Origin of the sequence: Pseudoalteromonas sp. 10-33, assembly GCF_001469195.1 — a bacterium.
Lineage (GTDB): Bacteria > Pseudomonadota > Gammaproteobacteria > Enterobacterales > Alteromonadaceae > Pseudoalteromonas.
In genome coordinates, this window is sequence record NZ_LOFI01000025.1 from 153,549 (window position 1) to 180,539 (window position 26,991).

General features: G+C 39.2%; 26 protein-coding genes, 4 tRNA genes and 2 pseudogenes. 14 read left to right on the forward strand and 18 right to left on the reverse strand.

Going from position 1 to position 26,991, the window contains the following annotated elements; translation table 11 throughout:
* The first annotated feature begins 97 nt into the window (after positions 1-97).
* Positions 98-1,600: a serine hydrolase gene (locus tag ATS76_RS14730; protein WP_058552690.1), complete on the forward strand. Its 1,503-nt coding sequence runs from the start codon at positions 98-100 to the stop codon at positions 1,598-1,600.
* Between the two features lie 190 nt (positions 1,601-1,790).
* On the opposite strand, the pseudogene ATS76_RS19450 reads toward ATS76_RS14730, so the two are convergent.
* Positions 1,791-1,931 (reverse strand): annotated as a pseudogene (locus ATS76_RS19450) (endonuclease III); the annotation flags it as partial.
* A 93-nt stretch (positions 1,932-2,024) separates the two neighbouring features.
* Between ATS76_RS19450 and ATS76_RS14735 the strand changes: the two are divergent.
* Together ATS76_RS14735 and ATS76_RS14740 are read left to right on the forward strand one after the other, a co-directional pair.
* Positions 2,025-2,246 (forward strand): TA system antitoxin ParD family protein, encoded by a 222-nt coding sequence (locus ATS76_RS14735; protein WP_058552691.1) that lies wholly within the window; start codon positions 2,025-2,027, stop codon positions 2,244-2,246.
* Positions 2,233-2,532, forward strand: a complete 300-nt coding sequence (locus tag ATS76_RS14740) for a type II toxin-antitoxin system RelE/ParE family toxin (RefSeq protein WP_058552692.1) — start codon at positions 2,233-2,235, stop codon at positions 2,530-2,532. The genes ATS76_RS14735 and ATS76_RS14740 overlap by 14 nt, the downstream gene beginning before the upstream one ends.
* A 3-nt stretch (positions 2,533-2,535) precedes the next feature.
* Here the strand turns inward: ATS76_RS14740 and ATS76_RS14745 are convergent.
* Together ATS76_RS14745 and ATS76_RS14750 are read right to left on the reverse strand one after the other, a co-directional pair.
* Positions 2,536-2,796: pseudogene (locus tag ATS76_RS14745) on the reverse strand (endonuclease III); the annotation flags it as partial.
* Positions 2,797-2,922: 126 nt separating this feature from the next.
* Complete coding sequence (locus ATS76_RS14750; RefSeq protein ID WP_058552693.1) at positions 2,923-3,996, reverse strand: serine hydrolase domain-containing protein; 1,074 nt, start codon at positions 3,994-3,996, stop codon at positions 2,923-2,925.
* Positions 3,997-4,241: 245 nt separating this feature from the next.
* On the opposite strand from ATS76_RS14750, the gene ATS76_RS14755 reads away from it, so the two are divergent.
* Genes ATS76_RS14755 through ATS76_RS14765 form a run of 3 tightly spaced genes read left to right on the forward strand, consistent with a single transcriptional unit; the run spans position 4,242 to position 5,471 of the window.
* Entirely contained in the window at positions 4,242-4,592 is a 351-nt protein-coding gene (locus tag ATS76_RS14755; RefSeq protein ID WP_058552694.1) for a DUF6249 domain-containing protein, read from the forward strand.
* An 18-nt stretch (positions 4,593-4,610) separates the two neighbouring features.
* Positions 4,611-5,126: an RNA polymerase sigma factor gene (locus ATS76_RS14760; RefSeq protein WP_160327119.1), complete on the forward strand. Its 516-nt coding sequence runs from the start codon at positions 4,611-4,613 to the stop codon at positions 5,124-5,126.
* A 48-nt stretch (positions 5,127-5,174) separates the two neighbouring features.
* On the forward strand, positions 5,175-5,471 hold the full coding sequence (locus ATS76_RS14765) for a hypothetical protein (protein WP_058552696.1): 297 nt from the start codon (positions 5,175-5,177) through the stop codon (positions 5,469-5,471).
* A 126-nt stretch (positions 5,472-5,597) separates the two neighbouring features.
* Here ATS76_RS14765 and nth read toward each other — a convergent pair whose 3' ends face one another.
* The 12 genes from nth to ATS76_RS14825 all read right to left on the reverse strand — a co-directional run bounded on the left by nth (position 5,598) and on the right by ATS76_RS14825 (position 15,090).
* Positions 5,598-6,233: an endonuclease III gene (gene nth, locus ATS76_RS14770; protein WP_058552697.1), complete on the reverse strand. Its 636-nt coding sequence runs from the start codon at positions 6,231-6,233 to the stop codon at positions 5,598-5,600.
* A gap of 40 nt (positions 6,234-6,273) precedes the next feature.
* A complete protein-coding gene (locus ATS76_RS14775; protein ID WP_008131414.1) occupies positions 6,274-6,972 on the reverse strand; it encodes an electron transport complex subunit E in 699 nt (232 codons plus the stop codon).
* The gene (gene rsxG, locus ATS76_RS14780) at positions 6,969-7,610 is read right to left on the reverse strand and encodes an electron transport complex subunit RsxG (RefSeq protein ID WP_058552698.1); all 642 of its coding nucleotides are present in this window, start codon (positions 7,608-7,610) and stop codon (positions 6,969-6,971) included. Before rsxG ends, ATS76_RS14775 begins: the two co-directional genes overlap by 4 nt.
* Entirely contained in the window at positions 7,607-8,665 is a 1,059-nt protein-coding gene (gene rsxD / locus ATS76_RS14785; RefSeq protein WP_058552699.1) for an electron transport complex subunit RsxD, read from the reverse strand. Before rsxD ends, rsxG begins: the two co-directional genes overlap by 4 nt.
* The gene (rsxC, locus tag ATS76_RS14790) at positions 8,662-11,022 is read right to left on the reverse strand and encodes an electron transport complex subunit RsxC (protein ID WP_058552700.1); all 2,361 of its coding nucleotides are present in this window, start codon (positions 11,020-11,022) and stop codon (positions 8,662-8,664) included. The genes rsxD and rsxC overlap by 4 nt, the downstream gene beginning before the upstream one ends.
* Positions 11,023-11,030: 8 nt before the next feature.
* Positions 11,031-11,585, reverse strand: a complete 555-nt coding sequence (gene rsxB / locus ATS76_RS14795) for an electron transport complex subunit RsxB (protein WP_006794774.1) — start codon at positions 11,583-11,585, stop codon at positions 11,031-11,033.
* A gap of 1 nt (position 11,586) precedes the next feature.
* Complete coding sequence (gene rsxA, locus ATS76_RS14800; protein ID WP_008134172.1) at positions 11,587-12,168, reverse strand: electron transport complex subunit RsxA; 582 nt, start codon at positions 12,166-12,168, stop codon at positions 11,587-11,589.
* A gap of 452 nt (positions 12,169-12,620) precedes the next feature.
* Positions 12,621-14,564 carry an EAL domain-containing protein gene (locus tag ATS76_RS14805; RefSeq protein ID WP_058552701.1) on the reverse strand — a complete coding sequence of 648 codons (1,944 nt, stop codon included), beginning with the start codon at positions 14,562-14,564 and terminating at the stop codon, positions 12,621-12,623.
* A 152-nt stretch (positions 14,565-14,716) separates the two neighbouring features.
* Positions 14,717-14,793: transfer RNA gene (locus ATS76_RS14810), tRNA-Asn, on the reverse strand.
* 24 nt (positions 14,794-14,817) lie between these two features.
* Positions 14,818-14,894: transfer RNA gene (locus tag ATS76_RS14815), tRNA-Asn, on the reverse strand.
* Between the two features lie 21 nt (positions 14,895-14,915).
* Positions 14,916-14,992: transfer RNA gene (locus tag ATS76_RS14820), tRNA-Asn, on the reverse strand.
* Positions 14,993-15,013: 21 nt separating this feature from the next.
* Positions 15,014-15,090: transfer RNA gene (locus ATS76_RS14825), tRNA-Asn, on the reverse strand.
* A 1,053-nt stretch (positions 15,091-16,143) separates the two neighbouring features.
* On the opposite strand from ATS76_RS14825, the gene ATS76_RS14830 reads away from it, so the two are divergent.
* The 5 genes from ATS76_RS14830 (at position 16,144) to ATS76_RS14850 (ending at position 22,266) form a co-directional block, all read left to right on the forward strand.
* A complete protein-coding gene (locus ATS76_RS14830; protein WP_058552702.1) occupies positions 16,144-17,523 on the forward strand; it encodes an MATE family efflux transporter in 1,380 nt (459 codons plus the stop codon).
* The gene (uvrB, locus tag ATS76_RS14835) at positions 17,520-19,514 is read left to right on the forward strand and encodes an excinuclease ABC subunit UvrB (protein WP_058404136.1); all 1,995 of its coding nucleotides are present in this window, start codon (positions 17,520-17,522) and stop codon (positions 19,512-19,514) included. Before ATS76_RS14830 ends, uvrB begins: the two co-directional genes overlap by 4 nt.
* Before the next feature lie 3 nt (positions 19,515-19,517).
* The gene (locus ATS76_RS14840; protein WP_058552703.1) at positions 19,518-20,456 is read left to right on the forward strand and encodes a class I SAM-dependent methyltransferase; all 939 of its coding nucleotides are present in this window, start codon (positions 19,518-19,520) and stop codon (positions 20,454-20,456) included.
* The gene (locus ATS76_RS14845; RefSeq protein WP_058552704.1) at positions 20,457-21,137 is read left to right on the forward strand and encodes a tRNA (adenine(22)-N(1))-methyltransferase TrmK; all 681 of its coding nucleotides are present in this window, start codon (positions 20,457-20,459) and stop codon (positions 21,135-21,137) included.
* 103 nt (positions 21,138-21,240) lie between these two features.
* Entirely contained in the window at positions 21,241-22,266 is a 1,026-nt protein-coding gene (locus ATS76_RS14850) for a hypothetical protein (RefSeq protein ID WP_058552705.1), read from the forward strand.
* A 34-nt stretch (positions 22,267-22,300) separates the two neighbouring features.
* On the opposite strand, the gene ATS76_RS14855 is transcribed toward ATS76_RS14850, so the two are convergent.
* On the reverse strand, positions 22,301-22,543 hold the full coding sequence (locus tag ATS76_RS14855; protein WP_006792318.1) for a hypothetical protein: 243 nt from the start codon (positions 22,541-22,543) through the stop codon (positions 22,301-22,303).
* A 255-nt stretch (positions 22,544-22,798) separates the two neighbouring features.
* Between ATS76_RS14855 and ATS76_RS14860 the strand changes: the two genes are divergently transcribed.
* On the forward strand, positions 22,799-23,248 hold the full coding sequence (locus tag ATS76_RS14860; RefSeq protein ID WP_058552706.1) for a methyltransferase family protein: 450 nt from the start codon (positions 22,799-22,801) through the stop codon (positions 23,246-23,248).
* Between the two features lie 98 nt (positions 23,249-23,346).
* On the opposite strand, the gene queC is transcribed toward ATS76_RS14860, so the two are convergent.
* Positions 23,347-24,003 (reverse strand): 7-cyano-7-deazaguanine synthase QueC, encoded by a 657-nt coding sequence (gene queC, locus ATS76_RS14865; protein WP_006792320.1) that lies wholly within the window; start codon positions 24,001-24,003, stop codon positions 23,347-23,349.
* Between the two features lie 144 nt (positions 24,004-24,147).
* Here queC and queE point away from each other — a divergent pair, with 144 nt between their 5' ends.
* Complete coding sequence (queE, locus tag ATS76_RS14870) at positions 24,148-24,813, forward strand: 7-carboxy-7-deazaguanine synthase QueE (RefSeq protein ID WP_058552707.1); 666 nt, start codon at positions 24,148-24,150, stop codon at positions 24,811-24,813.
* Between the two features lie 201 nt (positions 24,814-25,014).
* On the opposite strand, the gene ATS76_RS14875 is transcribed toward queE, so the two are convergent.
* Complete coding sequence (locus ATS76_RS14875; protein WP_058552708.1) at positions 25,015-25,272, reverse strand: hypothetical protein; 258 nt, start codon at positions 25,270-25,272, stop codon at positions 25,015-25,017.
* 127 nt (positions 25,273-25,399) lie between these two features.
* On the opposite strand from ATS76_RS14875, the gene ATS76_RS14880 reads away from it, so the two are divergent.
* Complete coding sequence (locus ATS76_RS14880; protein WP_058552709.1) at positions 25,400-26,977, forward strand: DUF4041 domain-containing protein; 1,578 nt, start codon at positions 25,400-25,402, stop codon at positions 26,975-26,977.
* The last annotated feature ends 14 nt before the right edge of the window (positions 26,978-26,991 follow it).

The window sequence follows — 26,991 nt, forward strand, 5'->3', positions numbered from 1 at the left end:
TGGCAAAACAATAGCCCAATAACGACTCTCTCTATTACGAAGCTACGAGAGAAATATTTACTATTGGGATTCATGTTAAATATATAAAGGATAAAAAATGAGCAGGTTGATTGATTATAATGCAGCAAAACTTTTGAGTGCTAGTCTATTTTCAATATTGTTATTAATGGTATTAACAAGTGGTTGGGTAAAGGCTGACGAGATAGACGATTTCCTGCATGCTGAGATGGTTAAAAGAAAAATTCCAGGTTTACAGCTAGCTGTTGTTAAAAATGGCAAAATAGTAAAAACAGCCAGCTATGGACTCGCTAACATTCAGGACGCTGTTGCCGTAGACGATGACACGGTATTTTCGATTAACTCAATTACTAAGGCATTTACCGGTGTCGCGGTTATGCAGTTGGTTGAACAAGGTAAGCTTGAACTATCTGCCAAAATCTCAAAGTACTTATCAGACTTACCTGTTGAGTGGCATAACGTCACAATAAAACAGTTATTAACTCATACTTCAGGGCTTCCAGATATAATGAATAGTAACACCGCCAAGTTAATTTCTGATGAGGGTGCGAATAAATCATGGGAACTGGTTAAAAAAAGGCCGCTAGACTTTGAAGCTAATACTCAGTTCCGTTATAACCAAACTAATTATTTGCTGATAGGTAAAATCATAGACAATGTGAGTGGTCAAAATTTTATTGACTATATAACGCAAAATCAATTACGAAAAGTAGGCATGAAAAGAACCGAAGAAGCTGGTTTTTCAAACCTTCAAGACGTTATAGCGCACTCAGCACGTCGTTATACTTATTATTATGGTTCGGGCGAAATAGCGAATATAAAGGCGGCAGACTTTCCTGCGTTTCTTCGTGCGACTGCGGGCATGAGTTCTACCGCTAAAGAGATTGCAACTTGGATAATGGCCTTACAAAGCGGAAAGCTATTGAATAAGCCTTCAAGTATCGAGACTCTATGGACACCGGCGGTACTCACTAATGGTAAAACAAAAGGTTTTAATAATTTATTAAACGGTTATGCATTAGGATGGCCTGTTGTTGGAAGGCCGGAGCACCCAGCGGTTGCTCCCGCCGGAGGGAATCGTTCAGCATTTTTTGTTTACCCAGAAGATGATCTTTCAATTGTGGTACTCACCAATCTGATGGGCGGTCTTCCATCACACTTTATCGATGAAATTGCCGGTTTTTACATTCCAGAAATGAAAGCTAAAAATGGTTTTGGCTTGCCTCCTGCTATAAAAACCCTATGGCAGTCATTAGAATCTGGAGGATATGATAAGGCTATTCAGGTTGTGAAAGCGTTGCAGAAAACACATCAACTAAAGTTTGAAGAGGGTGAGTTAAATAGCTGGGGTTATAAGTTGATTGAGCAAAATAAGAAGCAACAAGCGCTAGAGATTTTTAAATTGAATACCTATCTTTTCCCCTTAAGCGCTAACACATACGATAGTTTGGCGGAAACTTATTGGTTGTTAGGTCATACACATGAAGCAATTGAGCATTATAAAAAAGTACTTGAGTTAAAGCCGGATAATAAACACGCAAAAGAGCAATTGAAAAAGCTTAAAAAAAATCTAAAGATTTGAAGTTTTTATCTTATTGTACAACGTATTAATTGTAGTAACTAAGACCTGAGTTGACTGTTACCCGTTTTTTCACGGTGTTTTGTCAGCTTAGATTTGAGCTACTACATTTTATTTCTTGTGCTTTATTTCGGCTATGGCAGTTTACTTCTAATAATGCTGTTTATTGTAGATATGATTAATCCGTCTTATCTTTAAACTCCGCAGGTACTACTTTTAAAAGTTTTTGTTCTACTTCAACGACGTTTTTACCCATAGCAAATTTAGTGCGGTTTGATACCCTGTCGATATGGGTATCTACAGCGATTGTCGGCCAACCAAAAGATAATGAAAGTGGATTGAAATATTTTAAATTGAATACTGCAATTATGAAGCTATACTTAAAATTGTAGCAACTCGCTACAATTGTGGTTTATATGAGGTCAGTATGGCAACAGCAAGTATTCGATTAGATGAAGAGTTAGTAGAAAAGGCTAGCATAATGGCAAAAGCGTTCAATAGAACAACGCCAAAACAAATTGAACATTGGGCAAAAATTGGTGAAATGATGGAAGATAATCCAGATTTACCTTATGAATTTGTTAAACAAGTTATTATTGCAAAAGCAGAGAAAGAAGCTGGAAAGTTAGAGGCTTATGAGTTTGACTAAAATCACTCAGGTATTACAAACACCTAGCTTTAAAAAAGCGGTTAATAAATTACATAAAAACCAGAAACAAGACCTTGATAACGCAATTAAAACATTGATGAATGAGCCTTTGTTGGGGGAGCAGAAGAAAGGCGACCTTGCTTTTATGAGAGTATATAAGTTTAAAATGCAAAAACAACTTACACTTCTTGGTTATAGCTATGAAAATGGCGCTGTAGTTCTTGAGCTCCTTACATTTGGCTCTCATGAAAACTTTTATCGGGATGCTAAAAAACTCTTTGTGTAAAGTCTATTCAGTCTTTTCTTTAAACTCACACAAATCTTCAATGATACAAGCGCCACAGCGAGGCTTTCGTGCTACACAGGTATATCGGCCATGAAGGATCAGCCAGTGATGCACATCGACTTTAAACTCGGCGGGAACGACTTTAAGTAGTTTCTGCTCAACTTCCACCACGTTTTTACCCATGGCAAACTTAGTGCGGTTTGATACGCGGTCGATATGGGTATCTACAGCGATTGTCGGCCAGCCAAAGTATAAGGAAAGTAGATAGAGTTGTTTATCATTGAGCTGATATTAAATAAATCAGATATCAGCATTGATAAATTTTTGTATTTAGTCAGGATGTTTATCTTTTATTAGTTAAACGATAAAGCTTGCAGAACAATGCCATTATTAGCTATTTTCTATAAAGAGTGCGGCGATATTTCTGGTTATTTGAGTCGGTGAATTGCAGTCGCAATTAGTGAGCCCAATAACATATAGATTTTGACTTGGGATATACACACCCATTGATTTGAAGCCAAATATACTGCCGCCATGCTCTCTTGTTGGCACACCGTTTAAGTCTTTTAAATGCCAACCATAACCATAAGAAATTGGCTCGCCATTATTTAGTCTATATTTGCTAAAAGCCATTTCTACAGTGCTTTGTTTTACTAATAGATGCTTATCGATAGCTTGTTGCCAAGTTAGCATATCATCTACTGTCGACATTAATGAACCTGATGAGTAGGGTATGCTCAGGCTCACCATTACCCTGTTAGTGTATTGCCCTTTGTTATGGTAACCGTATGCCCTGTTTTTTATTACTTCTCTGTCATTTGCGTATCTGGAGTCTTTCATATTAAGCTTTTTAAATATTTGCTTTTCAACAAAATCTTCATATGTTTCTCCAGAAGCTATTTCAACAATATGGCCTAAAAGTGCATAGCCTGAGTTGTTATACTTAAATTTTTCTCCGGGATTAAAATCTACAGGCTCATTTTTGAAAAAATCTACTAACTCTTGAGGGGACAGATCTTTTTTTGCAACAGCCCATAACGTTTTCATTTTAGTAAAGTCTTTAATACCAGATGTATGGGTTAAAAGGTGGTGTAAAGTAATATTTTCACCATTAGGATAATTAGGTAAATATTTAGCAATATTATCATTTACGTCTAATTTTTTTTGTTCGTGTAATATCAATATACTTAGTGCTGTAAACTGCTTAGTCATTGAACCCATTTGAAATACATTGTTAGCTTTCATATCAACATCTAACTCAATATTAGCCTTACCGAATGCTTTTCTATAAATAGGTACACCATCTTTAGCCACTAAGAAAACAGCACCTGTAGCGTTTGGCTGAAATTTTTCAAGCAATAAATGATCTATTTTCTTTGTGAATTCATTCGCAATCGCAGTTCCTTGCAAGCAAATTATTGTTGTGACAATCAATGTTATTTTTAAGATGTATTTTGAAATCATTAATATGTTCTCTTTAATTTAAATTTATATGACACCAACTTAGATACTGAAAAAAACAACTTTAGATGCAAAATATTAAAAAATTAAAAAATTAATAAAATCAATGAGTTTTTGGTTTGTTTTTTAAGGGCATAATGAAATAATCATAAACTCAAATAAAAAATAATATTCTGCATCTAAATATCATTGCCGTGGTATCTAAGTAATATCTAATTAAATTTACACTTAACTAAAGTGAGGAAAAAATGTCTGATTTATGGATACCGATTACAGGTGCTATCTGTTTAACTATTATGGTAATTGTTAATGCTATTGCCAGTGGGAAGAATAAAAAGGAAATTCAACTAACCATACGCCAGTTATTAGACAAAGGAGAAAGTATCACGCCAGAGTTATTGGAAAAGCTCGGAACATTCAAATCACAAAAAATTATCGATTTACGTCGTGCTTTAGCCTTAGCAAGTGTTGGGTTAGCCTGTGTTCTTTCAGGGTTCATCGTTAATGAAATACGTATTGGGCTTGCTATTGGTATTTTTCCATTATTGTTAGGCGTTGCCTTTTTCCTTTGTTGGAAAACAAATCAAAATGCTGAATAAAAAGAACAGTTGATAGTGGTGGATGACAACACACTTATCGCTCGAGTTATCAACAGTGGTGATCAACATGCTTTTGCTACGCTTATAAAAAAATACCAAGGTGCAATACGACAATTTCTACGCCGATTAAACGCTGGAGATCAAGCAACTGCGGATGATATTGCACAGGAAGCTTTTTTAAGAATTTACCAAAAACTCGATACTTTTTTAGGCCAATCTTCTTTCAGTACCTGGGCACATAAAATTGCCTACAATTGTTTCTTAAAATATAAGCAAAAAGTTTATCACCAACATGAAGTTGACGGCTTTGATTTATCTATTTTCGAAGCTAAATTTGAAGACACTGAGAAAGACTTGATAATAGAGCGCTTAATGAATTGTTTAGATATAGCAGAGCGGACTTGTGTCACTTTATCTGTTAGTGCTGGTATGAGTCATCAAGAGATATCGACGATAACAAAATTCCCTTTGGGTACGGTTAAGTCTCATATCAACCGAGGCAAGCAGAAGTTAATGGATAAAGTTCATCAATAATAAATATTTTAAAATAAAGATCCTATAACAAAGATCAAAGGATACACCATGAATACTAACGATGACTCACTTCTACTTTCGTTATTGCAATACCATACACGTATAGTAGATCAGCAATTTGTTGATGATATTATCAACAGTATTAAGACAAAGAATAAGTTTCGTCTGAAGGTGATGACTGTGGCCATGCTATTAGCATGCTCTTTGGCTATTCCACTGATAGGCGGCATCACTGAAGAACTCGTTTTCTTTAATGATTTTGCAGCATTATCTCCTTATATCATTACTGTTTTCTCACTATTAGTGTTGGGTTTCTTTGCTTGGTTAAGCAATGATAGCTTTTAAATAGCGAAGTTGCTTTATAGAGAATGTAGGTTAATGAATAGTAATTTAACTATATAATGCAGTAGTTAATACACAACTGAAGTGTGAAAATTGAATCCCCACGGACAGCTTTAATAGACTTTTTAGTTATTGTTCAGTTTTCTCTTTAAACTCACACAAATCTTCAATTATGCAACTACCACATTTAGGTTTGCGTGCAGTACACACGTAACGGCCGTGTAAAATAAGCCAGTGGTGCACGTCAACTTTGAACTCTTTTGGCACTACTTTTTCGAGCTTTTTCTCAACTTCAACCACGTTTTTACCCATAGCAAACTTAGTGCGGTTCGATACACGGTCGATATGGGTGTCGACAGCGATTGTAGGCCAGCCAAAGGCTGTGTTGAGTACAACGTTTGCTGTTTTTCGGCCAACACCGGGTAGGGCTTCGAGGGCTTCTCGGTTTTCGGGAACGATGCTGTTATGTTTATCTACCAATATTTGGCACATTTTATAAACATTGGCTGCTTTTGAATTAAATAGGCCAATGGTTTTTATATAATCGCGAAGTGTGTCGTGGCCAATATCTAATATAGCTTGTGGTGTATTTGCTACAGGGAATAGTTTTCGGGTTGCTTTGTTAACACCAACATCAGTTGCTTGTGCTGAAAGTGTAACAGCAACTAGCAACTCAAATGGGCTTGAAAATTCAAGCTCCGTTTCTGGGTTTGGGTTGTTATCGCGTAAGCGAGTAAGTATTTGGTAGCGTTTTTCTTTATTCATATAACTTAAACGTACTTACTCAAAAGTAGTACGTTTCCCCTTAAGTTAAGCTGGTAACACGTGCACGAGGGCCTTTTTCGGCCTCTGGCGGTGCAATTTGTTTTGATTTTATTTGTGCATCAATCACATTTTTAGCGGCTATGAGTAACCCAAGCCCTAAAAATGCGCCAGGGGGTAAAATAGCAAGCAAGAACTGATTATCAAAGCTAAACACTTCAATGCGTAAACTTTGTGCCCACGGGCCAAGCAATAAATCGGCACTGTCGAATAACGTACCCTGGCCAATGAGTTCTCGCATTGCCCCCAGCACAACCAGTACAAGCATAAATCCAAGTCCCATCATTAAGCCATCAAAGGCGGATAAATGAATCGGGTTTTTAGAGGCGTACGCTTCGGCGCGGCCTATAATTGCGCAGTTAGTTACAATCAGAGGAATAAATATTCCCAGCGATTGATACAAACCAAATGTGTAGGCGTTCATCAGTAACTGAACGATGGTTACAAAGCCAGCAATGATCATGACAAAAACAGGAATACGAATATCTTTTGGTACCCAGTTTCTCACAATTGATACGCTAACATTAGATCCAATTAATACCAGAAGTGTTGCTAGCCCCAAGCCTAGTGCGTTGGTAACCGTTGACGTTACAGCAAGCAACGGGCAAAGCCCTAAAAGTTGAACAAGAGCAGGGTTGTTTACCCACATTCCCTCTTTATAAAGTGTTTTTAATTCACTCATTGGGTTACCTCTTCACACTGGCTACTTGGGGCTGTAAAAATAGTATCAAACTCATTTTGTGCAAATAGTACGGCGTTTTTAACTGAGTTTACAACTGCACGAGGTGTAATTGTTGCTCCAGTGAATTGATCAAATTGGCCGCCGTCTTTTTTTACAGCCCAGCGGTTGTCGTCTTCACTATGCACCGTTAAACCTTTAAATGTGGTGATCCATGATGACTTTTTAACTTCTATTTTATCGCCTAGTCCCGGTGTTTCTTCGTGTTTAGTCGTACGCACACCTGCTATGGTTCCATCGCGTAATATGGCGGTTAACAGCTTTATATCACCGCTATATCCGTTTGGTGTTACATGCCTAACAACGAGGGCGACGGGTTGGTTATTTTTTCGTGCTCGATAAATAACTTGCGCATTGTATGGCCCTAGCCGCTCATCTTTAATGACGATACAGTCTTTCGATAAGTCATTGTCGTAGGTATTAGGGTCAAGTACTTCGTGCAATTGTGATGTGAGGTATAGTTGCTCTTGCTCTGCAATTTTATCAGCCGTTAATGCATCAATAGTTGCCACTAGCCCGGTAGTTACAAGGGCAAAGGCGGTTAAAATAGCGCCATTTTTTGCCATGGATGAAACAATCATTTTACTGCTCCATGGCCATAAGTAAGTGGCTGTGTGTAGTAGTCAATAAGTGGTACTGCAATATTTAGCAATAGTACTGCAAAGGCAACCGCATCAGGGAAACCGCCAAAGGTACGAATTAAATAAACAAATAACCCAATTAGTGCGCCGTAAATCAAGCGACCTTTATTTGTGGTTGAGGCCGAGACTGGGTCGGTTGCAATAAAAAATGCGCCCATCATAGTTGCGCCACTTAGCAAGTGAAATACAGTACCCGGCTCTGTGCCCGGTGCCGCTATATAACCAATAGCACTGCATAGAGCTAAGCTGCCAATAAAACTGACAGGAATATGCCAGTTAATTACTTTTTCTTTTAGTAAATACAAGCCGCCAGCTAAAAAGCCAAGATTAACCCACATCCAACCAAGGCCGGCCCATTCGTTAAAAATAGGCTTTTGCATGCTTTCATTCACTGTTAAACCATGAGCTATATCTGTTTTAATCATGTCTAATGGCGTTGCCATTGTAGTGCCATCAATACCAGCACGTACTTGGTCTAAGCTATAACCAATAGAAGTAAAGTCCGTGAATATAAGACGGAGTTGTTCTGTAAAGCCAATGGGATTATTGGCTAGATCTGTTATAGGTAACCACGCTGTCATTTGCACAGGAAACGACACGAGGAGTAAAACATAAGCTGCCATAGCGGGGTTAAATAAGTTAAACCCAAGACCACCATAAAGTTGCTTAACAATAACAATGGAAAATAAACTACCAATAATTATAATCCACCAAGGTGCTAATGGCGGTATGCTTAGGGCTAATAAAACGGCGGTTAACCATGCACTACCATCACTGAGTGCTGGCCATACTGCTCGCTTACGTATAAGCATTACTGCAGCTTCAAAAACAGTGACTGCCACTAAGGCGAGTACAAGCTGAATAAGTACGCCGGTACCAAAAAAGAAAACTTGAGCAATGAGCCCAGGAATACACGCAGCAATAACGGTTAGCATTAACCGAGTAACCGATTTATGGCTATGATTATGCGGCGAACTGGCCATGGTTAATTTCATGACTGATCATTTCCTTCTTTTTGTAACTTTTTTGCTTTGGCACGAGCAACGGCGGCGGCAATAGCGGCTTTTTTCTTATCTTCACTTGTTTGTGCTGGTTGCTCTTGTGTTTCGTTGTGCGTTTCAGCGGCTTTTGCAGCCTTTTTAGCTTTAGCACGGGCAATGGCAGCGGCTACAGCCGCTTTTTTGTCATCAACCGGTGCGTCTGTATCGGCATGCTTTTCAGGTTCGTTTTGCGTCTCTGCGGCTTTTACAGCCTTTTTAGCTTTAGCACGGGCAATGGCAGCGGCTACGGCCGCTTTTTTGTCATCAACCGGTGCGTCTGTATCGGCTTGCTTTTCAGGTTCGTTTTGCGTCTCTGCGGCTTTTACAGCCTTTTTAGCTTTAGCGCGGGCAATGGCAGCGGCTACGGCCGCTTTTTTGTCATCAACCGGTGCGTCTGTATCGGCATGCTTTTCAGATTCGTTTTGCGTCTCGGTGGTTTTTGCAGCCTTTTTAGCTTTAGCACGGGCAATCGCAGCGGCTACGGCCGCCTTTTTGTCATCAACAGGCATGGCTGTTTCAGCATCATTGGTATTAGCTTGTCCATCTTGTGATTGTGCCGCTTTTTTAGCTTTAGCGCGTGCAATCGCAGCGGCGACTGCAGACTTTTTGTCATCAAGGGGCGCAGTATCTTCAGAATGCTCTTTTTGTTCTTTGTATTTGCGAGCTTGCTCTTTACGCAGTGCTCGCTCTTTAGCTACTTCACTATTATCTGGCTCAATCTCTGAGTTTTGACCTTCACGTTTTTTTGCTTTAGCGCGAGCTATGGCCGCAGCGACTGCTGACTTTTCATTGCCATCACTCGATTTATTTTTAACTCGAGCAAGTGCATCGGCTACTTTTTGCTTTTCATCATCAGACTTAGCTGGTGGCTTACGCTTATGGCGGTTTTTACGTTCTTCTTGCTCACGGTCTAAGCGTTCTTTGCGTGCATCGAAACGCTCTTTTGCTCTATCAGCTTTTATTTTTTCAGCTTGCTGTTCTTTTATTTCAACTTTGGCTACGCGGTAGTATTGAACAAGCGGGATCTCGCTCGGGCAAACATATGCACAGGCTCCACATTCAATACAATCAAACAAGTTATGCTCTTGGAGTTTGTCGTACTCTTTAGACTTTGCAAACCACTGTAATTGTTGCGGTAATAACGAAGCTGGGCAGGCGTCTGCGCAGGCACTACAACGTATACAGGCTTTTTCAGGGCCTGGCTCTGCAAGTTCTTTGTGGTCGGGTGCTAAAATACAGTTTGTCGTTTTAATGACACCAATACGCACAGTGGGTAATGTAAAGCCCATCATTGGGCCGCCCATTACAACGCGTTGTTGTGGTACTGGTGAAAAGCCTTGGCAATCGAGCAAGTGTTTTATTTCTGTGCCTAATAAAGCCCATACATTACCCGGTTTGTGTATGGTGTTACCCGTTACGGTCACCACTCGTTCTATAAGTGGTTTGCCTTCGTAAACAGCTTGCTGCACAGCATAAAGTGTACCCGTGTTATGCATAAGTACACCAATGTCAGCAGGTATCCCCATACTGGGTACTTCACGGTTAGTTAGCAATTTTATAAGTTGTTTTTCGCCGCCTGAGGGGTAAACTGTTGGCACGGTTTGAACAATAATTTTATTGTTGTGTTCAGCCGCTTTAGTCATTGCTGCAATAGCTTCTGGCTTATTGTCTTCTATACCTACAATGCAAACTGTTGGATTTAACAGTTGCTGCATTAATTCAATCCCTTGGATAATTTCTGCAGCGTGCTCACGCATGAGCGTGTCGTCGGCGGTTATGTATGGTTCACATTCAACAGCGTTAACAATAAAGAAGTCGATAGATTGTTTAGTATCGGCTTTTATATAAGTAGGAAAACCTGCGCCCCCCATACCACTAATGCCCGCTTGATGGATGATATCAACAAGTTCTTGGTGAGTAAGTGATTTTGGCTCGTTTACAGGTTTAAGTGTGCACCATTCGTCTTTACCATCAGGCTCAATAACGATACTCAACTCAGGTAGTGCAGACGGGTGAGCTGAGGGTTTAGGTGCTATTTCTGTAATGATACCCGAGCTAGGAGCATGTACTGGTACAGACCAGTTAGCAACGGGTTCTGTTAATGCTTGGCCTTTAAGTACACGTTGGCCTTTTTCTACAAGTAATTTACCGTTGGCGCCAATGTGTTGCTTTAGCGCAACCACAAGTTTGTCAGGCAGAGGAAGGCGAGCAATATCTGCACCGTTAGAAAGTGATTTTTGCTGTGGTGGATGCACGCCGCCAGGAAACTGCCAAACGGTGCCTTTTTGTATTTGTTCAAGTAACTTATCCACTCAAACCTCTAATCTATTTGGGTAACAGGAATAGCATCTAACTGCCATTTCCAGTTTTGTTTTGTTTCAGCAACCGGCAGCATATCAATACAATCTACAGGGCAGGGCTCAACACATAAATCGCAACCAGTGCATTCGTCGATTAAAACGGTATGCATTTGGCGAGTAGCACCGACAATGGCGTCTACAGGGCATGCTTGAATACATTTTGTGCAGCCAATACATTCATCTTCACGTATGTATGCAACGGTTTTAATTGGTTCGGCTTGCTCTCCGCCGGCCAGTGGCTTTTCATCAACGCCCATTAGGCCAGCAAGCTTTTTCATTGTGGCTTCACCGCCAGGCGGGCACTTATTAATTTCATCGCCGTTAGCGATGGCTTCAGCATAGGGGCGACATCCCGGGTACCCACATTGGCCACATTGTGTTTGTGGTAAAATGGTATCAATTTGCTCTACAATAGGGTTACTTTCTACGCGAAAGCGTATTGCAGCAAAGCCTAAAATTAACCCAAAAACCAGCGCGAGTGAGCCAAGCGCAATTAAGGCATAAAACAAGGTCATATTAAAATTTCACTAATCCGGTAAAACCCATAAACGCCATTGACATCAAACCGGCGGTTATCATAGCAATTGAGGCACCTTTAAAAGGTGTTGGTACATCAGCAGCGGCAAGGCGTTCACGAAGTGCTGCAAATAATACTAGCACCAACGAAAACCCAACAGCAGCGCCAAAACCGTATACAGCTGATTGTAAAAAAGAGTGATCTTCTTTTATATTAAGCAAAGCAACACCTAGTACGGCACAGTTGGTAGTAATAAGTGGTAAAAAAATGCCGAGTAAACGATAAAGGGTAGGGCTGGTTTTACGCACCACCATTTCGGTAAATTGCACCACAACAGCAATCACTAGTATAAAGCTCATGGTGCGTAAAAATTCTATATCCAAAGGGATTAAAATATACTGGTTCACCAAGTAACTAGTTACTGAAGCAAGTGTGAGTACAAAGGTGGTAGCTAAAGACATGCCAATTGCCGTATCAAGTTTCCCCGATACACCCATAAATGGACATAAACCTAAAAATTGTACTAACACAAAGTTATTAACTAGAACGGTTCCAATCAATAACAATACATATTCAGTCATGCGAGCCTCGCGCTTTTAAAATCCCGTGTATTATCCTTTTTTCTGCCCTGATTAACAACATGTGCAGTGATTATCATTTAAATAATCACTATTAAATTAACCAGCAGCAGTGCTGATGTAATAATACGATGATGTAGATGTGTTTTTTGCTTTAACAAGATGACTTTATCGATACTAATTCAAGAGTCATAATGATCACTATAGGCCAATACTGATAAGCAAAATACTTGATCAATTTGAAGGGTTAAACCTAAGGTTAACCGCTTTAAAATTTCAATAGTGAGTTATTACATGAAATGGTTTGGCTAAATGTGGGCCAGATTTAATTGCCCCCAAATAGGTCGCTACATCAAGTACGTTAATATAAGTTATCGCTATAAATAGGGTAGGTGTTATTTAAAGTGGTTACATAAACAAAAAAGAGCAACGAGTGCTCTTTTTTTAATGAGGAATTAAATATCTTTCGGTTTTTCTATGTAATAGCCTTGTACGCCATCTAAACACAAAGTTTCTATTATGTGTTTTTCTTCTTGGCTCTCTACACCTTCGGCGAATACACTCACCCCAATTCTGTGTGCTAGATCTACCATTAAACGCATAAAGTATTGATTGTTTTTATCGTCCTCTAAGCCGCGAGTGTAACTGGCATCCATTTTTATAAAGTCAGGCTTTAGGTCTCGGAAAAATTTGAACGACGTTAAACCAACACCAAATCGCTCAACGGTAATACGTGCACCTACTCGGTGAATCATATCAATAAAGCGCTTACTGGCTTTAATGTTTTGTTGTAAACCAAATTCGCTTACTTCAAAAACGAGTTTAGAGGCAATGTGAGTATCTTTTAATAGGCGGCGTTCTAACCAAATGACAAATTGGTCGTTATGTGCACTTGAGGCCGTTACATTTAAACCAAAAAACTTTTCAGATAAATTACGGCTTTTTACTTTTTCAAGCGATGAATCAATAATAAGGCGGTCAATTTCAATTGCTATATCGAGTTTTTCGGCCATAGCTAAAAACGACGCTGTAGGAAGCATTTGGTTATCTTCAGTTTTAAATCTCACCTGAATTTCGGCGTACGCCTTAATACTTTTACCCAGGGGCATTATATTTTGCATGACTAAATGCACACGTTTTGACTCAATAACTTCATTTATTACTTTACGCCAGTTTTGGTTACCAAAGCCTGCGCTTACATTATTAACTAAGTCGGTTTCGCGTTGTACATGCCATGCATTAGTTTGTTTAGACTGGGCCATACTCATTGCGTTATCAACCACCGAAAGTAGCTCGCCTAATGGTTTGCCTTTTTCGTAACCCACAATGCCGGTATTAGCCACAGAGCTTAGTTCTTGGTTTTGTTGATATTGAGTAAAACGAGACTGTAAGTTTTCACCAAAACGCTCAGCTTCTTTAAGCGGTGTGTGAGGTAAAATAACTGCAAAGTCTGAGCTGTTTAGCCTAAACAATTGGCTGCCTGTATAAGTACCGCTTAAGTGTTTAATTATATCTGCAACACCCCTTACGTACTCGTCACCTTTTTGGTAGCCACGGCTTTGGTTAATTGCTTGTAACTCGCTACAGCGCACCATAGCTAACGAACCAAACGTACTTTGCTCGCAATTTTCAATGTGTTTTTCGTAATACTCAACAAACATATTGCGGTTACCTAAAGAGGTAATGACATCTTTGTAGGCTTCTTGTTTTATGCTCATTGCTGCATTTTGTATATCTTGGCTTTTCGACTTTAAAAAATGCGATAACCGATTAAAGCTGGGCACCAAGTCTTTGCCTAATTTTTTAAGGCTAGAGCTATCAAGGGCTGTTTGCAGATCATTATCGATTTGGTTTTGATTAATATATATATCAATGATGTCAGAAACGGTGGTGCTGATATTCTTATTAAGCTGATAAAAAATCGACTTAAGTAATATGATAGGGATGATCACCAACACGGCAGAAATAAGTATAACTATAAAGAGGGCGGTTTGAACTTGTTCGGCTAACTGTCGGATGTTGAGTGTAAACTCTACTTTAACGTCTGCCGCATCGTTTACTGCAAATTGTGGGCGTAAAGAATTAAATTGAGATTGAATAAACTCTGCGAACGCTGGTAGCTCTGACGACGAATTGACACTAAATATTTCAGCGCCTTGGTAATCTCTAAGCGTAAAGTTTGAAAAGGTGTTGCCGTTTGCAATTGACTTTTTTAAGTTCTCTGCAGAAATGTCGTCTATAGAAAGCTCATTTATATATTTAGTTACAGTAACTTGGGCATCTTTTTGTGCTTCACTGACAGCATTGTCGAAGCCGACCGAAATAAAGTAGCTTCCAGCTGCAACACACAATAACCAAGATATTATTTGTATTAAAATAAGTTTTTTAAATCCAGCCATTTTTTTCAATCTTTTAAGTATTACAGAAGGAAAGGAATCAAGTCCTTGATTATTTAACTAAATGCAACATTTAATAGTTTTTAATCAATGTTTTAGTTCTAGGGTAGAAGGGTAGTGGAAATAGGAATAAATGTCTATGGAATTCTTAGAATTGGCTCCCCCTCCCCGACTCGAACGGGGGACCTGCGGATTAACAGTCCGTCGCTCTAACCAACTGAGCTAAGGGGGAACTAAATTTTGACTTGTATGATATTGGCTCCCCCTCCCCGACTCGAACGGGGGACCTGCGGATTAACAGTCCGTCGCTCTAACCAACTGAGCTAAGGGGGAACTACATCATATACATAAACTTGGCTCCCCCTCCCCGACTCGAACGGGGGACCTGCGGATTAACAGTCCGTCGCTCTAACCAACTGAGCTAAGGGGGAATCGTTTATGGTTAAAAAGCTTGGCTCCCCCTCCCCGACTCGAACGGGGGACCTGCGGATTAACAGTCCGTCGCTCTAACCAACTGAGCTAAGGGGGAAGCGTCTTGCCTTTCAACGGGGCGAAATATTAATGACCGCGCTGCAAAGTGTCAACATATAAAAGTCATAAATTAAAAAAAGAGGTTTATTCGTTGTTTTTATGTGCAATCTGCGTGTTTTATAGCTTTGTTTTAAGCACTTCATTGGCATTTTTATAAAACCGTTACTAACAAAATAACTTTTTGTGATCGTTTAGTACTGTTGGTTGAGTAAATAAAATACAAAGTTAAAGTGATTTACTACGCGTAAAACTCAAAAAACAAAATTAACTGTTTAGGCCTATTAGTTAATTAATTCTGTAATATTAATTTTAGGGTATTTTTTATTCGGTATTACTTTACTGATAAACACGTTGTTTAATTGTGTGCAATTATGAAGTGTAAACATTTAAATAAATAAAGTCCTGCATGTTCATAAATAACACAATCAATAACTTGTAACTACATACGCATGCGTAAATGCGTGGTCACAGGGCTACAGAAATTTAAAAATATTAACCTAGGTTAATTTGTCGGCTAAGGTTACAAAAGCATTAAAATGTAAATCCTTCATTTGGTCAGACCTGCACGTAAAATGTATGTCGCTTGAAGCCTTTATAAATGCGGCCTTGAATGAGTTATCCACGGTTTCTGTGGATAACTCTGTTTATGAAACTTTAAGAACATCAGCGGCACCAGTATTTTAGAGTGCTACAACGATTTCAAGCTTTTAAATCATTATTTTTATTTTAAATAAAAACAGTAGCTTAGCGTTTTAGGCTTGCAGTGTGTTATTCGATGAGAGTAACTTTTCGTTACGATAAATCAAAGTGTCGAATTGTGTAAAAAACCGACAGGTAAACCGTGTGTTTTGTAATAAAAGTAGCAAAAATGTGTCTTAATTGTTTTTTGATGCATTAAGCCCTTGTTTTAGTAAAAACGTATAAAAAGTGATGTTTACTCCATACGCTCTTTTTATTGGGTGTGCCTGTGTAAAATGTAGTGATAAATCCGTGGCTTGAATTGCCCTGATGCTTTAAAATGATCAACTCAGTAAAAGAGGCCATTTATTCCATGCGCGCAATTTCAAATACGAAGACTCGCCCAGATTTACTTAACGATCCCATTATGCCAACGTTGAAAACAATGACTGTTCCGATGATCTTCGGCATGATCATGTTAATGATGTTTAATATAGTTGATACCTTCTTTATCAGCTTGTTGGGTACAGAGCCTCTCGCTGCAGTGAGTTTTACTTTTCCAGTCACCTTTACCGTAATTAGCTTAGCTATTGGTTTAGGCATAGGCACTTCAGCTGTCATTGCCAAAGCGTTAGGCAGCAACAAAATAGATGAAGCTCGTTTTGACGCCAGCATCTCTATATTAGTGGCTGTTGTGTTGGTGCTTATATTATCGTTTATAGGTTATTTACTTATTGACCCGGTATTTACGTTACTGGGCGCAGGACAGCAGGTGCTTCCTTTAATACATGAATACATGAATGTGTGGTTTATTGGCAGTGTATTTTTAATCACACCCATGATTGGGAACTCTGTATTACGTGCCAGTGGCGATACTAAAACTCCCAGTATCGTAATGGGAGGTGCAGGGCTTATAAATGCAATACTCGACCCTATGCTTATATTCGGTTTTGGTCCTATACCTGCAATGGGTATACAAGGCGCAGCCATTGCAAGTGTAATAGCCTGGGCTGTGGCTGTTGTCATTATTTTATATATTTTAATAGCAAGAAAACGGTTACTTAGTTTAAAAGCTGGGTCACAAACAGTTATGGGGTCAATCCGCAAAATATTAAAAATAGGTGTACCGGCCGCAAGTGCTAATATGCTTACACCAATTGCAATGGCGGTAATGACGGCACTTGTTGCTAATCATGGTCCTGAGGCCGTTGCCGCGTTTGGTGTTGGTAGTAGAATAGAGTCTATTGCAAGTATTTTAGTGCTTGCTTTATCAATGACACTCCCGCCATTTGTAAGCCAAAACTTCGGTGCTGGAAAATTATGTAGAGTTAAAGACGCATACATAGGGACGTTGAAGTTTGTGATGATTTGGCAATTTATTATTTACGTTTTGCTGATTATTTTTTCTGGAGTAATAAGCCAGATATTTGGTAAAGAGCAGGCAGTAATAGATGTAATTAAGCTCTTTATTTACACCATACCACTAAGTTATGGTTTGCAAGGTGTGATTATATTATCAAACTCATCGTTTAATGCTTTGCACAAACCAATGAATGCATTGTTTTTAAGTATTATACGTTTATTTATTTTTTATGTTCCGTTTGCTTACTTAGGCAGTCATTTAGCAGGGTTAACGGGGTTATTTATTGGTGCGGCGGTAGGTAATTTATTTACCGCATTTGTAGCGTATAAATGGTTTATAAAAGAGCTTGAGTCATTGAGCAGTCAGTCATTACAGGAGTGCAATAATTGAGCGATCATTTTCAGTTAAAATCACAGTTTCAACCAGCAGGGGACCAACCTACTGCAATAAAGCAATTATGTGAAGGTTTAGAAGCCGGGCTTGCTCATCAAACATTGTTAGGGGCAACAGGTACGGGGAAAACCTTTACCATGGCTAATATAATTAACGATTTGAACCGCCCGACAATTATAATGGCGCACAACAAAACGTTGGCTGCGCAGCTTTATGGTGAAATGAAAGAGTTTTTTCCTAAAAATGCCGTTGAATATTTTGTTTCTTATTACGACTACTACCAGCCTGAAGCGTACGTTGTATCGAGCGATACCTTTATTGAAAAAGACGCATCCATCAATGAGCACATTGAGCAGATGCGATTAAGCGCAACCAAAGCATTACTTGAACGCCGTGATACTATTATTGTTGCGTCGGTTTCGGCTATTTATGGATTGGGTGACCCCCAGTCATACATGAAAATGATGTTGCTTTTAAAAGTAGGCGAAAAAGTTGATCAACGCGATATGCTTCGCCGTTTAGCCGAAATACAATATACCCGTAACGACATAGAGTTTAGCCGTGGCACTTACCGAGTTCGCGGCGAAGTGGTCGACATATTCCCGGCAGAGTCAGAAACATATGCAGTGCGAGTAGAAATGTTTGACGACGAGATAGAGCGTTTAAGTATTTTTGACCCGCTAACAGGCGCTGTTGAAAAACATATTGTGCGCGCCACTATTTACCCTAAAACGCACTATGTAACTCCGCGTGAGAAAATTCTTGGCGCAATCGAAAATATAAAAATTGAACTAAAAGATAGAAGAGCTCAATTACTCAGTGCCAATAAATTAGTAGAAGAGCAGCGCATTGCGCAGCGTACTCAGTACGACATAGAAATGATGACCGAGTTGGGCTATTGCTCGGGAATAGAAAACTACAGTCGTTATTTATCGGGGCGTACCCCCGGCGATCCGCCGCCAACCTTGCTTGATTATCTACCTGATGACGCATTAATGATTATTGATGAATCGCATGTAACGGTATCGCAAATTGGCGCTATGTATAAAGGCGACAGAAGCCGTAAAGAAAACCTTGTAGAGTATGGTTTTAGAATGCCCTCAGCTATGGATAACCGACCCCTTAGGTTTGAAGAGTTTGAAGCCATTGCACCGCAAACCATTTATGTATCTGCAACGCCTGGCGACTTTGAAATGGAGCGAAGTGGTGGGGAAGTTGCAGAGCAAATTATTCGTCCAACAGGGCTTTTAGACCCACTTATTGAAGTGAGACCCGTTGGCGACCAAGTTGATGACTTACTCTCAGAAATATATCAATGCGTTGAAAAAGGTGAACGAGTATTGGTTACTACGCTTACTAAACGCATGTCAGAAGATTTAACCGATTATTTAAGCGAACATGGCGTAAAAGTGCGCTACCTGCATTCAGACATCGATACCGTAGAGCGGGTAGAAATAATTCGAGACTTACGCGCCGGTGTATTCGATGTGTTAGTGGGTATTAACTTACTAAGGGAAGGCTTAGACATGCCAGAAGTGGCATTGGTTGCCATACTTGATGCCGACAAAGAAGGCTTTTTACGCTCAGCCCGTTCGCTTATTCAGACCATTGGTCGTGCTGCGCGTCATTTAGATGGGCGTGCTATTTTATATGGCGATAAAGTCACAAAATCAATGGCAAAAGCAATAGATGAGACAAGCCGCAGACGCGAAATTCAGCATCAATACAATTTAGACAACGGCATAGAGCCACGTGCATTGGCTAAAAAGATTCTTGATGTGATGGATGTTGGTGAAGAGGCTGGCCCTAAAGATAACCTTCAGCTTATTCGCAAAGAATCTAAAAAGGTACTTAGCGCGAAAGAAATTGCAACGCAAATTAAGCAACTTGAAACTAAAATGCACGCGTATGCGAGCAACTTAGAATTTGAGAAAGCAGGCTCTGTGCGCGACGAAATACACGAACTACAACAACAGTTGATTAATTAAAAAATGACTACAAATTTTACGCCTCTAATTACGGCACTTGAAAGCGCCCCTATTTTAAATAACGAATTGTGTCGTGTTTTTCACGGGCGAGGCCATAGTATTGAGGCATTAAGCCACTTAAATTTAGATTTTTATCCACCAAGCTTATTTTTAGTATCGTACGATGAGATAGACGAAAAAACGCTTCATCAGTTAACCGAAACGCTTTGGCAATGGGTGCAAGCACACCACCCAGAATTAATTACCTCGCTTGTTTATCAGCAACGCGCGGGTGTGCAAAGCCAAAACACAGTCATGTTTGGAACGCTCCCTAATAAGCATACAGTAACCGAAAACGGAATTCGTTTTTTAGTCGATTTGCAAAGCCGCCAAAATACAGGGATTTTTCCCGATATGCGAAGCGGCCGCGAGTTTGTAATGGCTAATAGTAAGCATGGCAAAGTACTTAATTTATTTTCGTACACGTGCGGTTTTTCGTTAGCAGCAATGCAAGGCGGTGCCGATCATGTAATGAATATGGATATGAGTAAAGGGGTACTCAAAGTAGGTAAGCAAAACCACCAGTTAAATGGTTTTGACAAAGGGGTGAGTTACTTACCTCACGATATTTTAAAGTCCTTTGGTAAATTAAAAAAAGCAGCCCCGTTTGATTTAATTATTGTCGATCCGCCAAGTTTTCAAAAAGGCAGCTTTATTTTAACTAAAGACTACCAAAAAGTGCTTCGCAGGCTCCCAGAGTTACTTAATCAAACAACAAAATTGCTTTTATGCGCCAATAGCCCCGAGCTCTCAGAGGATGCATTTAAAGCCCTGATTGACGAGCACACACAAGGTGCGATTACATTCGTAGAACGCCTTGCACCCACCGACCGCTTTATTGAAATAGACAGTGATAAAAGTTTAAAAGCGCTCGTCTATAAAATGTCACATTCGCCTGATTAAATGAAACTCAGTAAACGACTGACTGCGATTGATGCGCTTATAACACGCCAGCAAAACACTATTTGGGATTGTTGCTGCGATCATGGCTATTTAGGTATGGCTTTGTTGAAGCGCTCAGCTGCCGACAAGGTCATGTTTGTTGATATTTTGCCTAATGTGATGACCGATTTAGAAGCGCGATTAACCAATAATAAAAAATTTAGGGTGCCTGGTAATAAAAAGCCAGAATGGCAGGTCTTGTGTCAGGACGTTGGAAGTATAAAGCTGGATGATGTAAAAAATCAGGTCGTTGTTATAGCCGGTATTGGTGGTGAATTAGCGCTGCGTTTGGTGAAGCAAATAATAGCGAATAACTCACCAGAGCGTTTACAGCATGTGCGTTTTATTTTATGCCCAATTCACCATACTTATTTACTGCGCAGTGGTTTACACACGCTTAATTTGGGTTTGCATAGCGAGCAAATTATTAGTGACAAAAACCGTGTTTATGAACTCCTAGAGGTTAGCTTTAAAAGCAGCCAACCGGTGAGTAAAACAGGTGATGCCATGTGGGACTTAAATGATAAACAGCATACGGCTTACATTCAACGACTATTAAATCATTATAATAAAATACTCAATAAAGATGAGCTTTATTATCAAAAAGTTATAAGCGACTATCAAAGCCTTTACGATAGTTAAAAAAGCCCAATTTTGTCGGGCGGCTGTGATCTAATTACATAACAAAACACGTAATGTAAACACAGTTAATATCTTGCCCAGTGCGAGTTTATTTGGTTTATTTATGTCAGATAAAAATAGTCACCTAAATACGTTACTCAGTAACGACAAAAAATGGCAACATAGTTACGAGCAGCCAATCCCGTATGCGCCGCTTGTGCAATTAGCGAATAATAATTGGATAGTTCCACAGCATTTTTTACGTTACAAACATACGCTTGAAAGTGTGAACGAAGTGCTCGAAAGTATTGAGTTTTCGGCGCATTTTAGGGTGCTTGCCGCTCAAAAAGGTGATGAGATATACCTTCAAGTTGCGGTACTCAGCCCCGACAACTACAAAAAAAGCGGTCATCAAAATACCGACAAAGCAAAAAAACTGCTTTTTGGTAGACGCTGGATTGTAGAAGAAAACTTACCTACGTCAGAACTTATTCAAACCGCTTTTTTGGCTTTAAAAGTGGCGCGTGAGCACGAAGTGAGAGAGTTATTCCAGTTAAAACAAAATGGTGCAATAAGCACACCGTTTAATAACCATCACGATTTACCCGTCATGGCGCAAAACCCAGAGTTAGTTTTACACACGCACCATAGCGATAATATTACCGATTTGGTGAGCCGCATTGTGTTTGCTGATTCGGCTGTTGAACTAACAGGTTATCAAGCCATTACTGACGAACAACATTTGTATACAGTAAAATTGCATTGTAATGGTGCTCAGTTAAGCGAGTTTAACAATAAATCCATCGCGTTTTTAACTACAGGGTCGTCAAGTAACCATTTTTTACACGGTTTTATCACCGCTTTAGTTAACACGAGCAATGACTATGTGAGCGAGCAATTTAAATATCAAGGGTTTGCCCGATTTAGTAAAAACGTGGCAGTAGAGAACATTGGTAAGTTAAGTATTGCAATGCGTTCCCCCAGTACAGTTGATTTGTGCTCAATGGGTAAGCAAGAAGCCAATCAATTAAACTTTGAAATAGACAGTGGGCGTGCCCCTCAAGGGTGTGGACAAGCTATAGGTGGGTTTTTAGCAGCCCATGGAATAGAGCAACCAGAAAATGCCCATCTATATCCAAATTACCTTTAATAAATTTAGCGAACGAGTAAGCGTTTAATAACGCTTACAGTTTATTGATTTCTTGTTTAACGTTAAAGCTTGAGTCAGTCACAATAGCTTCAAGCGTTTGTACACGTTCTCTTAGTGCAACCACTTCTGCTTTAGTTTCGGCAAGTTGTTTATGAGCGTCGCTATTGTTGTTTTGCATTTTATGTTTAAACTCTAAATGCTTTTTATACATATCGTAAACCACACCCGAACCCACAGATATAAGCACAATAAGTACAATCATCGTAGTACCAGACATAACTATATTCCTTTTTAATTTTATTTATTAAAGTATACGCTTTCCCCACTTTAGTTAAAGCTGACAATTGTAACTTTATTTGTAAAGAGCTGTACGGTGAAATTAACCGCTTAATACTGTGGCTAAATACGTATACACAAATACTTACGTGTGGTGTTCATACTTTATACAGTAACAGGGTTGTTTAATATTAAATTAATCGCCATATAGTTATTAACATATTATTTTATAAACTAATTTTATCAGTGAGTTATTATGCTAAATAATAAAATCCCCCCCGTTATCGTTGTTCTATTTTTTGCAGGCATTATGGCGCTCATAGCGCATTACAGTGTCATTGACTTCACTGTGTTTGTTGCCTATTTAGCGGCAAGTTTAGTTATTATTGGGTGTGCAAGCTGTGTTGCAGGTGTAGTGAGCTTTAAGTTAGCCAAAACCACAGTGAATCCCAGTAAACCAGAACAGGCATCAAAACTAGTTACCAGCGGTATTTACCGTATTTCACGTAACCCAATGTATTTAGGGTTTGCATTTATTTTAGCTGGGTGGGGTGTGTGGTTAAGTTCGGTTTGGGCAATGCTAGGTGTTGTTGGCTTTATTGGTTATTTAACGTTGTTTCAAATAATGCCAGAAGAACGCGCGCTTACTAAATTATTTGGTGAAGAATTTACTGCCTACAAAGCACGCGTAAGGCGCTGGTTGTAATTTTTAATTATACGCCGTGTAATTAAATGCTATGCAATAAAAAAGGCTACGTAACATAGCCTTTTTTATTTAAACCTAAATAACTATTTATTTGTTGCTTATTCGTATTCTAATGGGTCTGTAATATTATTAAGTGCAAATGCTTCTAAACGTTCTTGGCACGCACCGCACTTACCACAGGCCTTTTCACGGCCGTTATAGCACGTCCATGTTTGGCTGTAATCTAAACCCATTTTTATGCCATCGGTTAAAATATCAATTTTGGTATTATTTAAATACGGGCTAAAAATTTCTACTGCATCGTAGTTTGCAATACGACATACATCATCCATTTTTTGCACAAATTCAGGACGGCAATCGGGGTAAATAGCATGATCCCCAGAATGAGCACCGTAATAAACTTGGCTTGCTTTAAGTGATACCGCGTAACCAACTGCAAGCGAGAGCAAAATCATATTACGATTTGGCACAATCGTGCTCTTCATGCTTTCTTCTTCGTAATGGCCTTCTGGCACGTCAATGTTATCGGTTAACGACGAACCACCAATAAGCTGATTGATAGCCGAAATATCCACAATTTTGTGCGGAACATTAAGTTTTTCACACACTTGTGCAGCCACTTTAAGCTCTTTTACATGACGCTGACCATAGTCAAACGAAAGGGCATATACATCATGGCCTTGCTGCAGGGCTTTATTTAATACGGTAAATGAGTCCATACCGCCGGAATAAATAACAACTACTTTTTGCGTCATATCTGTTTTGCTCTTAGTTTTAATAGAGGTTTATATCAGGGCGCGATATACTACACGGCCGCAGCTTAAATAACAATTTTTGCACAGCGCTTTTTCGTCTTTAATAGTAGCAATTTGGCTACTAGGTAGTAAGTGAGATCTCTTTTGTACAAAATTAATGAAGTGTTTGAAACCATCCAAGGTGAAGCAAGTTTTACTGGCACACCCTCAATATTTTTGCGCCTGCAAGGCTGCCCAGTCGGTTGCTCGTGGTGTGATACTAAACAAACCTGGGATGTAGACAATGTATACAAAGTATCACTTGATGAAACCGTAGAAAAAAAAGCCGACTCAGATCATTGGGCCGATGCCAGCGCAGAACAAGTACTCGCGTTATTTAAATCACGTGGTTATACCGCAAAGCACGTAGTAATTACCGGCGGCGAGCCATGCATGTTTGATTTAAACCCAGTATGTGACTTATTACACGATAACGGTTTTACGACGCAAATAGAGACCAGCGGCACGTTTGAAATACTTGCCCCTGAGCAAACATGGGTGACAGTATCGCCAAAGATAAACATGCGCGGCGGTTATGAAGTACTTACCAGCGCCATGAAGCGCGCTAACGAAATTAAGCACCCTGTTGCCATGCAAAAGCACGTAGAAGAGCTAGAAGCGTTATTTGTTAAAACAGGCGTTAACCCCAAGCTTGTTTACTTACAGCCAATTAGTCAAAAAGTATCAGCAACCAAATTAGCCATCGATACCTGTATTGCCAAAAACTGGCGCTTATCAATCCAAGTGCATAAGTATTTAGGGATTAGTTAAAGCGCAAGGGCAGCTGTAAGTATGTAATGCGATAAGCTGCTCGGCGTTAATTTATATTACGTAGATACAAGGTTGGGTTCAGTGAAACGAAACCCAACACTACACTACAACCCTAATGCTCACTCCATCCCTTTGATACCAAACCTCATAATTTATTAATTAAACACGTAGGTCGAATAAACGAAACGCCATCCGACAAGGCTAGTTAATTTTTTCCCCGCAGTGATAGCACTTACTTGTTGGCAGGCGATAGCTTGTAGCCGATTGCATTACTTGGTTTTTCTTACACTTTGGGCAGAAGTAATTAATAACATTCACAACCAGTACGATTGCAAAAATAAAACCGCCAATATAAAACGGGTTTGTATAAAACTGATTACTTGCCGTCGAAAACTGAAACCCAATAATACATGTGATCAAAGCCACTAAATACGCTTTAAACCTAACTGCTTTTTTCAAATTTAAATCCTGATATTTTGTTCTTAATATGTTTTTATCAAATAGGTTGGTGTTTAGCCATTTAAGTTTAAATAAAATTAGGAGACTGTGTTACGGTTTGTAGTAAGTTTAATAAAAGGATTTAGACATGGAGCTTCTTATTTCAATACTCGCATTTTTAGTTTTAATCATTTGTTTTAGTTGGTACAGCATGATTAAAAATCTAAAACAGCAATCTAATAAAAATATAGATTCATTGAATGATAAGCTTGATGTGTTAAGAGCAGAAGTTAAGAACACATCAATGAAAAATAAAGAGCTACTTGATAAATACAGCCCAATTATTCAAGCAGAAAACTATATTAAAGACCTTTTAGAAGAAGCTGAGTTGAAAGCAGAGACTATCAAAAATAATGCAATGAATTTAGCAAATGACATTGAAACAGAAGCTGCTAATACTAGAGAAACACTGAAAGGGTACAAAGCTGAAGGGAAACAAAAGCTTAAAGAAGCAAAAGAAAAAGCTGAAAAAATTCGTTTCGATGCAAATCAAGAAGCTGACCGAATTACATTATTTGCAGCTCAGCAAGCTAAAGAAATCGCAGGTGACGCTTATGAAGCAAAAGAGAAAGCTGATATCTATGAGCAAGCAATTAAAGCTATGCGAAACACTATAGATGGGTATAAAGATGATTATATAATCCCAAATCACTCAGTTTTAGATGACTTAGCTGATGAATTTAGCCATAAAGAGGCTGGCGCCGAGTTGAAATTGATACGGCAAAATATCCGTCAAATGGTTAAAGATGGTTTTGCAGGTGATTGCGATTATGTTGAGCAGCATAGAAAAACTTACGCAATACATTTTGTGGTTGATGCATTTAACGGCAAAGTAGATAGTGCATTGTCAAAGGTAAAACACGACAACTTTGGAAAGATAAACCAAGAAATTTTAGATGCCTTTGCACTAGTAAATCACAATGGTGTACCGTTTCGAAAAGCTCGGATTAATGAAAAGTATTTAAACGCACGTTTAACAGAGCTTAAGTGGGCGGTAGCCGCGAGTGAACTTAAAAGAATTGAGCGAGAAGAGCAGGCCGAAATTCGAGCGCAAATTCGTGAAGAAGAAAAGGCTCTACGAGATATAGAAAAAGCAAAAAAAGAAGCCGAGAAAGAAGAGCGATTAATTCAAAAAGCACTAAAAAAAGTTAGAGAAGAGCTTTTAGCTGCTAACGATGAGCAAAAGGCCGATTACGAAGCAAAACTGTATGATTTAGAAAATCAATTAAAAGAAGCCGAAGAAAAAGGGCAGCGTGCGCTATCAATGGCACAACAGACTAGACGTGGTCATGTTTATGTTATCAGTAACATCGGCAGTTTTGGTGAAGAGGTATTTAAAATAGGTATGACGAGAAGGTTAGAACCCATGGACCGTGTTAAGGAGCTTGGTGATGCATCGGTTCCATTTTCTTTTGATGTTCATGCAATGATATTTAGTGAAGACGCACCAACCTTGGAAAAAGAACTTCATCGTCGTTTCGATTTATGCTCCGTGAATAAGGTTAACTCAAGGAAAGAGTTCTTTAAAACAACGATATCTGAAGTGAAGCAAGCGGTAGAGGTTAATGGTATTTTAGATGTTCATTGGACGTTGAAAGCAGAAGCTGCCGAGTATCGTGAAAGTCTATCCATAGAGAATAATATGCGAGAAAAAGTAACCGTATAAAACTTTTACAGTAG